This window comes from Spirillospora sp. NPDC049024, assembly GCF_040649235.1.
Classification (GTDB): Bacteria; Actinomycetota; Actinomycetes; order Streptosporangiales; family Streptosporangiaceae; genus Spirillospora.
The window spans coordinates 27630-40852 of sequence record NZ_JBEZFD010000043.1 but is presented as its reverse complement, the minus strand read 5'-3'; the positions used below and the strand labels follow the sequence as shown (position 1 = coordinate 40852).

The following is a 13223-nucleotide window of genomic DNA, read 5'->3' as shown; positions in this document are numbered from 1 at the left end:
CGCCGCTTGGATCTGCTTGAGCCGTGTGCCGTGACGAATGGCACGCACGGTTCTGAGGGGGCGGGGACGCAGTAATGCGTCCCCGCTACCCGACCCGGCAATACGTCCAATACGAGATGGCGGCGGAGATCATCAAGATCTTCCACGGCAAGCACGTGCCGTTGCTGGTGCAGACGGAGGCTTACGCGCAGGGCGTGCTGCGGGCGGCGGGGCACGTGCACGATGCGGAGGCGACCACCAAGGCCCGAATGAAGCGGCAGGAGGTCCTGCTCAGGGACGACCCGCCATACCTCTGGATCCTCATGGACCAGGAGGTCCTCGAATGCCCTGTGGCGAGCCCGCAGGTCATGAAAGGGCAGATGGCGCGTCTCCTCGAAGTGGCGGAGTTGCCGCGAGTGTGTGTGCGAGTCGTCCCGCGAGAGGTCGGCTGGCACCCGGGACACGACGGCCCTTTCCAGGTGCTGCGGGTTCGAGGGCGGGAGGTCGCGTATGCCGGAGCGCAGGTCGGCGGCCGTTTGATCGAGGCCGGTGAACAAGCGGACATCCTGGCGATACGGTTCGATCAGATCGGAGCAATGGCCCTGTCGCGGGCGGCTTCGAGAAATCTGATCGAGCGAACGTTGAGGATGTACCAGTGATCACTTGGCGAAAAAGCTCCTATACCGGTGGCGGCAACGACGAGGCATGCGTGGAGCTGGCGGAGTTGGGCGGTCGGGTGTGGGTGCGGGATTCCAGGGATCCGGATGGGGAACGGCTGGTGTTCGGGCGGGAGGCGTTCGGCGGGCTGCTGGCTCGGGTGAAGCGCGACGCCCTCGACCTTCCCCAGTGATCACTTGGCGCAAGAGCTCCCACAGCGGCGGCGGCAATGACGATGCATGCGTGGAGTTGGCGGAGCTGGGCGGTTGGGTGTGGGTGCGGGACTCCAGGGATCCGGATGGGGAGCGGCTGGTGTTCGGGCGGGAGGCGTTCGGCGGGTTGCTGGCCCGGGTGAAGCGCGACGACCTCGACCTTCCTCGCTGATCGGCCGGTGACGCGGGCCGAAGGGTCGGGGAAAGGGCAGAGATGATCTTGATTTCGCTGTTCGCGGGATAGAAGTCGATCTTGGACTGTAGCGTCGGTCGTGCCGTTCCGGCGTCCGCTGGGACGCGTTGCCCGGTTCATGGCCGCGTCCCGCGGAGACCCCCGATCGAGGATGAGGAAGGCACCGTTGAAACGACCTTCGACGTTAATGGCGGCCATGGCGGCCACCGTGTTCGCCTTGACCTTCACGGTTCAATCCGCCTTCGCGGACGCGTCCGACCCTGCCAGTGTGGTGCGGATATCGGGTACCAGTGCGCTGCCTTTGGGCTGCGGGCAGCCCGAAGGCGACGGATACGTGTTGAACCCGAATACCGAGGTCCAGCCCATGGTGGCTCGTGACCCGAAGCGGCCGTCGCATCTGGTCGCGGTGTACCAGCAGGACCGGTGGAACAGGTACGGGAGCAACGGAACCGCCACCGCCGTGTCCGACGACTACGGTGCGACCTGGCGTCCGTCGGCGGACCAGCCCGCGTTCTCCCGCTGCGACGGCGGTACCGCCGCCAACGGCGGTGACTACGACGTCACGACGGACCACTGGGTCACGATCACGCCGTCCGGTGCGGCGGTGGCCGCGTCGTTCTCGCTGTCGCGCACCGGCGAGACGACGGCGATCCTGGTGTCGCGGTCCGGTGACGGCGGCATGCACTGGGACCGTCCGGTGACCCTCAAGCGCGACGACGATCCGCAGCTCTTCAACGACCGCCCCGCGATCACGGCCGATCCGTACCACCCGGGCGTGGTCTACGCGGTCTGGGACCGGGTCGAGACCCAGTCGACCGACACGACGCAGAGCTGGGTACAGCCGATCTACATGGCGAAGTCGACCGACGACGGGCGTACCTGGACCACGAAGAAGGTGTACGACTTCCCGACCAACAGCGGCGTCATCGGTACCGAGCTGGTGCCGCTGGCCGACGGGACGCTGCTGATGGGCATGCACCAGGAGACCGACACCACCGCCGCCACGCAGGTCATCCGCTCGACAGACGGCGGCGACACCTGGTCGGCGCCGACGCTGAACGTGGCGGCTCCGATGGCCGTGGGCACCAAGGTCCCCGACCCCGACAACTCGGGCGACCCCGTGCGCAACGCCTCGCTGCCGCTGCTGGCGGCCCGGCCGGGCGGCAAGGCGGCGAACATCGTCTGGCAGAGCCAGGACGCCGACGGCACCTTCCACGTCCAGTACGCGGAGTCCAAGGACGGCGGGAAGACCTGGTCCAGCCCGGTCCGCGTGGACAGGACGCCCTCCGGTTCGGCCGTGGTACCGGCGATCGCGGTGTCCCCCGGCGGCACCGTGGCGGTCACGTACTACGACTTCCGAAACAACACGTCCGCCGCCGACCTGCCCACCGACTTCTGGGCCGTGACCTGCGCGCAGGAATGCACGAAGTCTAGATCGTGGCGCGAGCGGCACATCGAGGGGCCCTTCGACGCGCGGAAGGTGCCGTCGACGAGCTCCGGCCGGATGCTCGGTGACTACACCGGCCTGGTCTCGACCGGCTCGGCGTTCGTGGCCGTCTACGGCGTGGGCACCGGCGACACCGCCAACCCGGTGGACATCCACAGCGCGACCTTCTACAACTGACCGCCGAGGTGCGGCCCGCCGGCCCTCGCCGGCGGGTCGCACCCGGTGCACAACGGATCGCCATGTGGTCGCGCCCCGTCCGCAGATGTCGCTGCGGACGGGGCGCGAGCACCTTGGATTGGCGAACGTCCGCCGACCGGCTGAATGTCAGTGCGGTTGCCTAGGCTGTTCCCGGTTCGAATCCAGGAGATGGGGGCGCGGTGCGGGACATCGACATCGCTCGTTGGCGGTTGCGCACTCAACACCTGGTCTGGCCCCACGTCGGGTCGGCAGGTGAGGCGGTGGGATCACTGCTGGCCGTCCAGGCGGAGAACTCCAGCCAGGCGGCCTGGGCCGTAGCCTCCCGCACACGGAAACCCGACCGGGCCGATCTGGCGAGCCTCCTCGACGACGGCGCCGTCGTCCGTACACATGTGCTGCGGCCGACGTGGCACTTCGTGCGAGCCGAGGACGTCGGCTGGCTGCTCGACCTGACCGGTCCTCGGGTCCGGCAGGTCACCGGCCGGCAGTTGCGCGATACCCACGGCCTCGACGAACGTGCCATCGACCGGGCGGTCACCGCCGTCATGGAGGCGTTGGAGAGCCGGGGAGAACTCACCCGCGCGCAGCTGGCCGAGGAGTTGCGCGAGCGCGGTGTCCTGGGCGGCGGGCAGATGCCGGTGATCCTCCTGGCCCACGCCGAGCTGGACGGCCTGATCTGCAGCGGGCGGGTCAGCGATGGCGAACACACCTACGCGCTCATGTCCGAGCGCGTGCCGGCACCACGGCGCCTCGACCGGACCGAGGCCCTGGCCGAACTCGCGCTGCGCTACTTCACCGGCCACGGCCCGGCGACCGAACGGGACCTCGCCTACTGGGCGACGCTCACCCTCACCGACGTGCGCGCAGGCCTGCATCAGGTGCGTGATCGGCTCGACTCGTTCCAGCACGACGGGCGCACTTTCTGGCACGCGCCCGGAGAGGCCCCCGACGGACCGCAGGATCCTGGAGGCCACCTCTTGCAGATCCTCGACGAGACGTACCGCGGCTACCAGGACACCCGCTGGGTGCTGGACGCCGCCGGCGACGTGCCGCGCGTCCGGGAGGCCGCGATCGGGATGGCCCTGGTCGACGCCCAGCTCTCCGCCTCCATGCGGCGCACCGTCGGCCGCGACCATGTGCGGTTCGACCTGCGGCCCTACCGGGCGCTGACACCTTCGCAGCTCGAAGCGCTCGACCAGGCCGCCAGACGGTACGGCGAGTACCTGCGGCTCGAAGCCAAGGTCACGCTTCCCTGACCGTACGCCTGCTCCCGCGGAGCGGCATGCCCTCGCCACACGGCCGGGCCTCCGCGCGGCCACCGCGCGGGCCTGGCTCGTTTGAGACGACCTTCATGGCTGGACTTCTGGACCGTGACAAACGATCATCCCTGCATGAAGATCCTGCTCATCGGAGCGACCGGCACCCTCGGGAGCGCTGTCCACAGTGCCCTGCAGAAGCGTGACCACCAGATCGTCACCGCCTCCCGCTCGGGCTCCGACATCTCCGTCGACATCACCGACCCCGACTCCATCCGGTCGATGTACGAACGGGCGGGCCGGGTCGACGCCGTGGCGAACACCGCGGGCAGCGTCCCGTGGAAGCCCTTCACCGAGCTGAGCGCCCAGGACATGCGAGACGGCCTCACCGGCAAGGCGCTCAGCCAGATCGAACTCGTCCGTCAAGGCAGCATGCTCCTGGGCGAGGAGGCCTCGTTCACTCTCATCACCGGCGTCCTCACTCGTGACCCGGTCGCCACCGGCTCGGTGGCGTCCACGGTGAACGGCGCCGTCGAGGCGTTCGTCCGGGCCGCCGCGATCGAACTTCCGCACCGCCAGCGGATCAACGCCGTGAGCCCCACCGTCTTCGCCGAGTCGATGGACGTCTACGGCGACCTGTTCGCCGGTTTCCAGCCCGTCCCGGTCGCCGTCGCCGCCGATGCCTACATCCGCTCCATCGAGGGCCGCCAGACCGGCCAGGTGTACATGATGTGACCCCGCGATCCGAACCCGCGGCGAACCGCCTCCCTCACCGTCCGGACGGAGATCCGCGTTTTCCGGTCTCCATGCCTTCCCGCAATTCAGGCGGGCGTCCATTAACGAGTCGCCAGGCCGGGAGTTCGTCGGTAGCGTTGCTTGACTATGGAAAATTTTGGGCAGTTTCTCAATGTCATTGATGTGGAAGCGACCTGTTGGGAGGGACGTCCGCCGCCCGGAGAGGTCAGCGAGATCATCGAGATCGGGCTGTGCGTGGTGGACGTGGAGGCGCGGAAGCGGGTGGCCAAGCACCGCATTCTGGTCCGCCCTGCGCGCTCGGCGGTCAGCGCGTTCTGTACCGAACTGACCGGGCTGACTTCGGCGGAAGTCGAGGGCGGTGTCGATTTCGGAACCGCGTGCGCGCTCCTGGAACGGGAGCACCGGTCGCGGTCCCGTGCTTGGGTGAGTTGGGGCGACTACGACCGCAGGCAGTTCGAGCGCCAGTGCTCGGACGGCGGCGTCTCCTACCCGTTCGGCTCGCGGCACACCAACGCCAAGCAGGCCTTCACCCACTGCTTCAACCTCCGCAGGAAGCCCGGGATGAGTGCGGCGCTGGAGCACGTCGGCCTTCCCCTTGAGGGCCGTCACCACAGCGGTGCCGACGACGCCTGGAACATCGCCGCCCTGATGCTCGAGATCAGCGCCCGCGGGGCCTGGCCCGGCTCGGACGAGAAGGCATCCCAGCCCACCGGCCGGCGTTGACCATCACGTGACCGTGGCGTGATCGTCGGGCGCGGTCGGTGCGTGACGGAGCAGAACCGGCTGGCCGCCGTGGTGCTGGAACACGACTAGCGGCATCAGTGCGGGCCTCGCACCGATGGGCCTTTCTGCTCATCCTGAGACCCGCCGGAGGCCACCCCAGCCCAGTTCGCCTGTCAGCACCCGTGGGAGGAGGCAGGAGACGGCCGATCCGAGATAAGGATAATCTTCGCATTCGACCCGACACGATCAGCGCTCCTTCTGCTCGGCGGCGACAAGGCGGGCAACTGGGAGCGGTGGTACCGCGACAAGATCCCACTGGCCGAACAGCTCTACATCGACCACACCGCCCAAGAGGAGGAGTGACCGTGCCCAAGCGCACTCCGCAGGACTGGGAAACCCTGGAACAAGAACTGCACGCCGCCGGCGTCTCCCCTTCCGAGATCGAGTCCGGAGCACGCAGGCTCCTCGCCGAGACGCGCGGACACCAGCTCGCCGAAGCCCGCAAGCACGCCGGCCTCGGCCAGAAGGACCTCGCCGCCGACATGGGCGTGAGCGTCGCCCGCATCTCCCAGATCGAACACGGTGAGGTCACCTCCATCGAGGTCATCGCCCGATACGTCGAGGCACTCGGAGGACACCTCGACCTGGTGGCCGACTTCGGCGACCACACCATGAGGCTTCCCGTCACCGACCGGCCCACCAACGCCGCCTGACGCTGCACCGCAGCCACCACGGCAACCGCGCTTGAGGTCAGGACGTGCCGGTGGGGGGCTTTTTGCGGTCTGCGGTGGGCTTGGCTCGGCGGGTTCGGGGGGAGCGGCGGCGTTGCCGTCCGCGTTGGCCTGGTCGGGAGTCGGCCGAGGCCGCATTGGGACGGAGGGTCAGGAGGTCTTCGTCGCGGATGCGGTCGATCGAGGGGCTGGCCGCCGCCAAGGTCGTCCTGGTCACCGACCGGACGCAGCTGCAAAGGCAACTCTCCAGGACGCTGATGACCGGCGAGGAGATCCAGGAGGCCGCAAGCGTCAAGAAGGCCAAGCGGCTCCTCTCGGAGCACGGGCCGGGCATCGTCGCCGTGATGATCCTGAGGCAACAGGACGTGGCCGCCCGGAAGTCCGACGGGGAGCCGAGCGAGACGGCGCCCTCGCTCGGCGAGCTGAACGCCGACGAGTCGGTCGTCAGCCTGAACGACGAAGCGCACCGGTCGCACGGCTCGCGGCTGGACACGAACCTCTTCGAAGCGCTGCCCAACTGCGCACGAATCGGCTTCACCGGTACGCCGATCATCATGGGAAAGAAGAAGCGGACCAGCCAGATCTTCGGCCCGGTCACCGACCGCTACCTGCTCGCCGACGCTGAGGCGGACGGCGCGGTCGTGCGGATCATCTACGAGGGCAACACCGTCAAGGGCGCCGTCCGCGACGGGCGCGACCTCGACGAGGTCTTCGAGGAGATGTTCGCCGAGTAGAGCGAGCAGGAGCGCGAGGCGCTCCAGCGCCGGTACGCCACCCGGGGCGACGTCCTCGAAGCCGAGGAGCTGATCGAAGCCAAGGCACGGCACATGCTGCGCCACTACATCGCCGGGGTGCTGCCCGGCGGGTTCAAGGCGCAGATCGTCGCCAACAGCAGGGGGCGACGATCCGCTACCGCGAGGCCCTGATCAAGGCCCGGGACCGGTTGGTCGCGGAGGCCGAGGCGATCCCGTGCCGGCTGCATCGAGGTCAACCGGGGCCGGGATCCCCGCCGCTACCGGATGCTCAGCGAGCGGCTCGAAGAGATCCTCCACGATACGCCGACAATTGGGAACAGCAGGCGGCTCTGCTGCCTCCTCCGCGACCCAAGCCAGAGCGGGCGCTATGGATACGTCGCTGCGTCACCTCCGGCACACCTCCGCATCAGCATGATGTTGCAGTCATAGATCGTCACTGTCGGTGACGGAATATACTTTGTAAAGCCTTATCAAGGAACGTAGATGCTCTTCGCTCCTGTCGGAGTGCTTACTACTGCCGGTGGTTGTCGACGGCGTCGCGCTGGAATGCGACCGTACTCACGGGTATCTCGATGACGAGCCATCGCTTGACGTCTGACCGTCGCATGTAAAGCGTCCGACTCGCCACGTAATGAGCAGTTTTGCATGATTCGCACGCATGATCGAAAACACTAATCATGATCGTTTGCTCACTCTTAGTAGTGATATGGGCGACATCGGCGGCAAGGGGCAACGTGTGCGCAACTTTGGGGCCGTGGAGGAGTAGAGTCGTTGCCTAGTGCGGAAACGCGACTCTTCCGGTCCTGTCACGCTGTCCTCGCCGGGGTAGCAGACGCTGCGGAGCCGGCTGACCGAACGCGGTCCGGGCAGAACGCGGTTCGGGGAGCGGGTGGGCCAGGAGGTATCGATAAGCGGCGCTTCGTGATCAGTCCAGATGGGGCTCACGGCATTTCCTGTAAGGGGAACCAGGAGACGGACCCGGCCGTGGCCCTTTTCTTATAGATCTTGTCCGGGAAGCGAAAAGCGGAAAGCCCGGATAAGCCGAGGGCCGTCATCCCTACCGCCGGTTGTTGGCGCAGCTCACCGGTAGGTTGACGGCCCTCACCCCGCAAGACCCGTCCCGATTTCACTAGAGGAGAGCCCTGGGGTGGTTTTAATGCATCACAGGAGCGTTGGTGCCGGGAAAGACTCGGCACTACCCATACCTGAGCACATTGTGGTTCCACCGTACGGCAAAGCCGCACAGGTTGATACCTACTCCGCCGCTTTGTTGGGGAGCATGTCCGATGCCGGTCCGTGCCGCACCGCGGCGCAGAGCGGGGAGGCGAGGCGGCGGTGACCTGGAAACAGGGGTGCAGCCTGGTCGCACTCGCGGCCGGCACCCCCGCTGCCGCCGCCGTGGCGGTGTTCGAGGCGACCGGTGACCCGGCATTGGCCCGGTGGGTCGCGGGCTGCGTCGCCGTTGTGGCGCTCTTCGGAGCCGTCGCCGCGCTGCTCCAACCCGCCCTGCCAACCTGGCTCCAGCACCGCACCGAATATCGGATCGCGCGCGACGAGGGCCGCGAACGGCGCCGAGTCACCAGGGCCGCCACTCGCTCGTGGATACCGCGCGGGGGTTCCGAGGCGGTTGTCAAGCTGCGCCGGGACGCCCGTGCCTACGCCAAGGATCGAGGATGGAGGGGGCCCACCACCATGGTCGACGTCATGCGCGCCACCCGCGACCGCGGTGTCGCCGTACGCAGACCGCGTTCCGGCACGGCTCGTAAGAGCGGCAACGTCACCGAACTGGAGAACAAGCGACGCGCCTCCGGTGACACCTCCACTGGGCCGTCTCGCTGACCCTTTCAGCCGTGGCCCGTCCCTGCGGGTACGGGCCACGGCCGACCGCTATGCGAATCCGGGGGCCTGATCGCGCCGGAGGTCGCCCGGCGTCGGAGCGCGCCTCTTGGGCTTCTAGACGTCAGGCTGCGCGGGCGACCGGATGGCGCCGCCGCCCGTCCGCGCGACGAGCGCGAGGGGCCGGATGCGGTCTCGTCATTCCATTGACCGACCGGACGGTATGTAATGCGCTTCATGCGCATTCGTCCCCTCGCCGTTCTCTCCGCGCTGGTGCTCTCCGCGCTCGTTCCGGCGGGCGCGGCTCGTGCCGACCGCGTTCCCGACGACCAGCCGCTCCCCGGATACACGATCGTCAATCCGCCGCTCGCGCCCGTCCAGGTGCACGGGGAGCCGTCGCGGGTTATCCAGGGCGTCCACCGGCACGCGGCCTACGACATCGAGGTACCGCCGCAGTGGAACGGCAAGCTGGCGCTCTGGGCCCACGGCTATGCCGGGCAAGGGAAAGTGCTCACGGTGGGGCCGCCCTCGTTCGGCCTGCGGGAACGACTCCTCGACCAGGGGTACGCCTGGGCCGCGTCGTCCTACTACGACAACGGGTACGACGTCCGCGCGGGCGTGCTGAGCACTCGCGACGTGGCCGAACTCTTCGCCGCGAAGGTGGGGCGGCCCAAGCAGCGCATCATCGCCGGGGTGTCCATGGGCGGGCACATCATCGGACGGTCGCTGGAGCAGTTCCCCGGGTACTACGACGGCGCGCTGCCCATGTGCGGTGTGCTCGGCGACGACGAGCTGTTCGACTACTTCCTCGACTACAACCTCGTCGCCCAGGCCCTGTCCGGCGTGCGCGAGTACCCGGTCACCGAGCAGTACGCGACGGCGACCGTCCCGAAGATCGAGGCGGCGCTCGGGCTGACCGGGCTGCGGCCCGGCGGGCCGGACACCACGAACGAGCGCGGGAAGCAGTTCCGCTCGATCGTCGTCAACCGGACGGGCGGGGAGCGCCCCGGCGCTGCGAACTCGTTCGCGGTCTGGAAGGACTTCCCGTTCACGCTGGCCGAGCCGCCCAAGCCGGGCGCCACCCTGGCCGAGGAGCCGGGGCAGCTGGGGACGAACCTGTTCACCCGGTACGAGCCGAACAGCCCGGTCGACGTGAACAGGACGGTCCAGCGGGTGCGGGTCCAGAACCTGCCGGCGCGGCTTTCGAACCGGCTGTCCCAGGTTCCGCGCATCAACGGGCGTCCGGACGTCCCGGTCCTGAGCCTGCACGGGCTGGGGGACCTGTTCGTCCCGTTCTCCATGGAGCAGATCTACGCGAAGGAGGTCGCGCGGAACCACCGGTCGAGGCTGCTCGTCCAGCGTGCAGTCCGCACGACCCAGCACTGCGAGTTCTCAGGCGGTGAGGCGGGCGCGGCCTGGGACGATCTCGTCCGCTGGATCGACCGGGGAGTGCGGCCCGCGGGGGACGTGGTCACCAGGCCGTCGGTGGTGGCGCGTCCGGACTTCGGCTGCCGGTTCAGCGACCCCGCCGCCTACGCGGCCGGCACGGGGACGCGGCGGCTGTTCCCCGCCTGCCCGTAGAGCCCGTGCGCCCGTGGAAGGGGTCCGGCCACACGCGCCCGTGGCCGGATCCCGGTGGATCACAGGTCGGTGGCGATGATCTTCTCGATGTTCCGCTCGGCGAGGGCGGTGATGGTGACGAACGGGTTCACGCTCGTGTTGCCCGGGATGAGCGAGCCGTCGATCGCGTAGAGGCCGGGGTGGCCGTGCAGGCGGCCGTAGTTGTCGGTGGCCTTGTTCAGGACGGCGCCGCCGAGCGGGTGGTAGGTGAGGTGGTCGCCCCAGATCTTGTAGGTGCCGAAGAGGTCGGTCCGGTAGATTGTCCCCTCCTTGCTGTTGATCTTGTCGAAGATCGTCTTGGCCATGTCGATGCTGGACTGCTTCCAGGACTTCTGCCAGTTCAGGTCGACGCGTCCGGCGGAGGCGTTCCAGGAGAACTCGGCCCGGTGCGGGGTGTTGGTGATCGACAGGTAGAACGAGGCGTACGTCTCGATGCCGGTGGGCAGCGGCGCGACCTCGGCGAACGCGCCGCCGGCGTCCCAGTTGTCGATGCCGCCCGTGGGCATGGACGACTGGAGGCTGCCGGTCGGGTCCCACATGTGGTTGGCGCGGCCGACCATGACGTTGCCGTTGTCGCCCCAGCCCTTGCCGATCTCGCCGTTCAGGTTGGGCAGCGCGCCGGTCGCCTTGAGCTTGACCAGCAGTTTGCTGGTGCCGACGCTGCCGGCCGCGAAGAACACCCGGTCGGCGGTCACCGTCTTGGTCGCCACGACGTTGCCGGTGGTGTCGATCTGCTCGATGGCGACCGTGTACCCGCCGCCGGACGCGGGGGACACCGACGTGACCCGGTGCTGGGCCGAGATGGCGACCCGGCCGGTGGCCTTGGCCTGCGCCAGGTAGGTCTTCTGGAGTGACTTCTTGCCGTAGTTGTTGCCGTAGAGGATCTCGGTGTTCAGCGCCGACCTCGGGACGGCGTTCGCCGCCTCCTGCTTCATGTAGTTGAAGTCGTAGACGTTCGGGACGTAGACGAACTCGAACCCCGAGCGCTCGGCGTGCTTCCGCCCGACCCGGGCGTACTGGTAGCAGTCGGTCGTGTCGAACCAGGCGCGGTCGATCTCGTTGACGCCGAGCCCGGAGTTGGCGCGCGGGTAGTAGACGTTGTACATCTCGTCGGCGTTCACCGACGGGAGGATGGCGCTGAAGCGCGAGCGCTTCGGCGTGACCGCCATCCCGCCGTTGACGAGGGAGCCGCCGCCGACGCCGCGGCCCTGGTAGACGAGGATGCCGCCGAAGTCCTCGGCGTCCAGGATCCCGGTGTACTTGGGGACGTCCTTGTCGATCGGGAAGCCGAGGAAGTTGCTGATGGGCTGCAGGGTCCGCGTCCGGAGCCAGTAGGCGCGGTAGTCCGGCGACTTCATGCCCGAGAAGATCTTGCCGTCCGAACCCGGGGTGTCCCAGGTCATGCCCATCTCGACCATGTGGACGTCGACGCCCGCCTGGGCGAGGCGCAGCGCGGCGACCGAGCCGCCGTAGCCGGTGCCGATGACGAGGACGGGTACGCGGGCGCCGTTGGCGATCGGCGCGGGGGCCGGGGCCGCCGCGGCTCCGGTCCGGCCGAGCAGGCCCAGCCCGACCATAGAACCGGTTCCAACGATGAAACCGCGACGGGACACGCGAAGGGACGGGGTGGTGTCACTCATGTGACCTCCCTCACTCGTGAGATTAGAACGTGTTCTATAGGGATTTAGGGGCCGCGTCACGAGCTGGATGAAAGATTTCCGTGTCCACATGTGGCTACCAAGTGCTTGCTTGGGTCCTGGTACATTCCGCGCATGATCTCCGTGGTCGTCTGGGGTACCGGCAACATGGGACGGCTGGCCGTGCGGGCCGTCGAGGCGCATCCGGCGCTCCGGCTGAGCGGCGTGATCGTCCACGATCCCGGCAAGGTCGGACGGGACGCGGGCGACCTCGCCGGCCTCGACCGCGACCTGGGCGTCGCGGCGACCGCCGACGTAGAGGCCGTGCTCGCCGACCGCCCGCAGGCCGTCGTGTACGCGGCGTCGGGCGACATCCGCCCGGACGACGCGCTCGCCGACGTCCTCAAGGCGATCCGCGCCGGGGCCGTCGTCGTCACCCCGGCCCTGTACGCCCTCTACGACCAGCGCAACGCGCCGCCCGAGATGCGCGCGGAGGTACTGGACGCGATCGCCGAGGGCGGCGGCTCGCTGTTCGCCTCCGGCGTCGACCCGGGGTGGGGCAACGACGTCCTGCCGCTGCTGGTCAGCGGCCTCGGCGGCACGATCGACGTCGTCCGCTGCCAGGAGATCTTCGACTACTCCACCTACGACCAGCCCGACTCCGTCCGGTACCTGGTCGGCATGGGACAGCCGATGGACTACGAGCCGCCGATGCTCGCCGCGACCGTCCCGACCATGGTGTGGGGCGGCCAGGTCAGGCTGATGGCCCGCGCCCTCGGCGTCGAGCTGGACGAGATCCGCGAGACCGTCGACCGGCGCCCGCTCGACGCCACGATCACCACCGTGTCCATGGGCGAGTTCGAGAAGGGGACGCAGGGCGCGGTGCGGTTCGAGGTCCAGGGCATCGTGGGCGGCGAGCCCCGCATCGTCGTCGAGCACGTCACGCGCATCCACCCGTCCTGCGCGCCCGACTGGCCCGTGCCTCCGGACGGCGACGGCGCGCACCGCGTGGTCATCGAGGGCGTCCCGCGCATCGAGGTCACCGTCGAGGCCACCGACGAGCACGGCAACCGCGCCGCCGGCGGGAACGCCACCGCCGCCGGCCGCCTGGTGAACGCGATCGACTGGCTCGTGGACGCCGAACCGGGGCTCTACGACGCGCTCGACGTTCCCGTCCGTCCCGCCGTGGGCAGACTCGGCAGGACGGCGCCATGAGAGGCGTC

The 13223-nt window shown here is 68.7% G+C and carries 14 protein-coding genes; 13 read left to right on the top strand and 1 reads right to left on the bottom strand.

Annotated elements, in window-relative coordinates:
* The first annotated feature begins 74 nt into the window (after positions 1-74).
* From AB0C21_RS42245 to AB0C21_RS42190, 12 genes are all read left to right on the top strand, one after another.
* Positions 75-638, top strand: coding sequence for a DUF5753 domain-containing protein (locus AB0C21_RS42245; protein WP_500212048.1), 564 nt, complete (start codon positions 75-77; stop codon positions 636-638).
* Positions 635-829: a DUF397 domain-containing protein gene (locus AB0C21_RS42240; protein ID WP_500212046.1), complete on the top strand. Its 195-nt coding sequence runs from the start codon at positions 635-637 to the stop codon at positions 827-829. The genes AB0C21_RS42245 and AB0C21_RS42240 overlap by 4 nt, the downstream gene beginning before the upstream one ends.
* A complete protein-coding gene (locus AB0C21_RS42235) occupies positions 826-1020 on the top strand; it encodes a DUF397 domain-containing protein (protein ID WP_500212045.1) in 195 nt (64 codons plus the stop codon). The genes AB0C21_RS42240 and AB0C21_RS42235 overlap by 4 nt, the downstream gene beginning before the upstream one ends.
* 385 nt (positions 1021-1405) lie before the next feature.
* A complete protein-coding gene (locus tag AB0C21_RS42230; protein WP_500212043.1) occupies positions 1406-2665 on the top strand; it encodes a sialidase family protein in 1260 nt (419 codons plus the stop codon).
* A gap of 281 nt (positions 2666-2946) precedes the next feature.
* The gene (locus AB0C21_RS42225) at positions 2947-3942 is read left to right on the top strand and encodes a winged helix DNA-binding domain-containing protein (RefSeq protein WP_500212041.1); all 996 of its coding nucleotides are present in this window, start codon (positions 2947-2949) and stop codon (positions 3940-3942) included.
* A gap of 135 nt (positions 3943-4077) precedes the next feature.
* Entirely contained in the window at positions 4078-4677 is a 600-nt protein-coding gene (locus AB0C21_RS42220; protein WP_500212039.1) for a short chain dehydrogenase, read from the top strand.
* Between the two features lie 147 nt (positions 4678-4824).
* Complete coding sequence (locus tag AB0C21_RS42215) at positions 4825-5421, top strand: 3'-5' exonuclease (protein WP_500212037.1); 597 nt, start codon at positions 4825-4827, stop codon at positions 5419-5421.
* Between the two features lie 213 nt (positions 5422-5634).
* Entirely contained in the window at positions 5635-5784 is a 150-nt protein-coding gene (locus tag AB0C21_RS42210) for a type II toxin-antitoxin system RelE/ParE family toxin (RefSeq protein WP_500212049.1), read from the top strand.
* Positions 5785-5786: 2 nt separating this feature from the next.
* Positions 5787-6134 (top strand): helix-turn-helix domain-containing protein, encoded by a 348-nt coding sequence (locus AB0C21_RS42205; protein WP_500212036.1) that lies wholly within the window; start codon positions 5787-5789, stop codon positions 6132-6134.
* A gap of 188 nt (positions 6135-6322) precedes the next feature.
* A complete protein-coding gene (locus AB0C21_RS42200; RefSeq protein ID WP_500212034.1) occupies positions 6323-6886 on the top strand; it encodes a DEAD/DEAH box helicase family protein in 564 nt (187 codons plus the stop codon).
* A gap of 1356 nt (positions 6887-8242) precedes the next feature.
* On the top strand, positions 8243-8746 hold the full coding sequence (locus tag AB0C21_RS42195; protein ID WP_500212033.1) for a hypothetical protein: 504 nt from the start codon (positions 8243-8245) through the stop codon (positions 8744-8746).
* Positions 8747-8980: 234 nt separating this feature from the next.
* Positions 8981-10324: a hypothetical protein gene (locus tag AB0C21_RS42190; protein WP_500212032.1), complete on the top strand. Its 1344-nt coding sequence runs from the start codon at positions 8981-8983 to the stop codon at positions 10322-10324.
* A gap of 59 nt (positions 10325-10383) precedes the next feature.
* Here the strand turns inward: AB0C21_RS42190 and AB0C21_RS42185 are convergent, their stop codons facing one another.
* Entirely contained in the window at positions 10384-12003 is a 1620-nt protein-coding gene (locus tag AB0C21_RS42185; protein WP_500212030.1) for a GMC oxidoreductase, read from the bottom strand.
* Positions 12004-12135: 132 nt separating this feature from the next.
* On the opposite strand from AB0C21_RS42185, the gene AB0C21_RS42180 reads away from it, so the two are divergent.
* Entirely contained in the window at positions 12136-13215 is a 1080-nt protein-coding gene (locus AB0C21_RS42180) for an NAD(P)H-dependent amine dehydrogenase family protein (RefSeq protein ID WP_500212029.1), read from the top strand.
* Positions 13216-13223: the final 8 nt, after the last annotated feature.

What these genes read in the sequence shown, in the direction of transcription:
- AB0C21_RS42245 (WP_500212048.1), top strand. Translation starts at nt 75, where the DNA reads ATGCGTCCCCGCTACCCGACCCGGCAATACGTCCAATACGAGATGGCG.
- AB0C21_RS42230 (WP_500212043.1), top strand. Translation starts at nt 1,406, where the DNA reads ATGGTGGCTCGTGACCCGAAGCGGCCGTCGCATCTGGTCGCGGTGTAC.
- AB0C21_RS42220 (WP_500212039.1), top strand. Translation starts at nt 4,078, where the DNA reads ATGAAGATCCTGCTCATCGGAGCGACCGGCACCCTCGGGAGCGCTGTC.
- AB0C21_RS42215 (WP_500212037.1), top strand. Translation starts at nt 4,825, where the DNA reads ATGGAAAATTTTGGGCAGTTTCTCAATGTCATTGATGTGGAAGCGACC.
- AB0C21_RS42200 (WP_500212034.1), top strand. Translation starts at nt 6,323, where the DNA reads ATGCGGTCGATCGAGGGGCTGGCCGCCGCCAAGGTCGTCCTGGTCACC.
- AB0C21_RS42190 (WP_500212032.1), top strand. Translation starts at nt 8,981, where the DNA reads ATGCGCATTCGTCCCCTCGCCGTTCTCTCCGCGCTGGTGCTCTCCGCG.
- AB0C21_RS42185 (WP_500212030.1), bottom strand. Translation starts at nt 12,003, where the DNA reads ATGAGTGACACCACCCCGTCCCTTCGCGTGTCCCGTCGCGGTTTCATC.
- AB0C21_RS42180 (WP_500212029.1), top strand. Translation starts at nt 12,136, where the DNA reads ATGATCTCCGTGGTCGTCTGGGGTACCGGCAACATGGGACGGCTGGCC.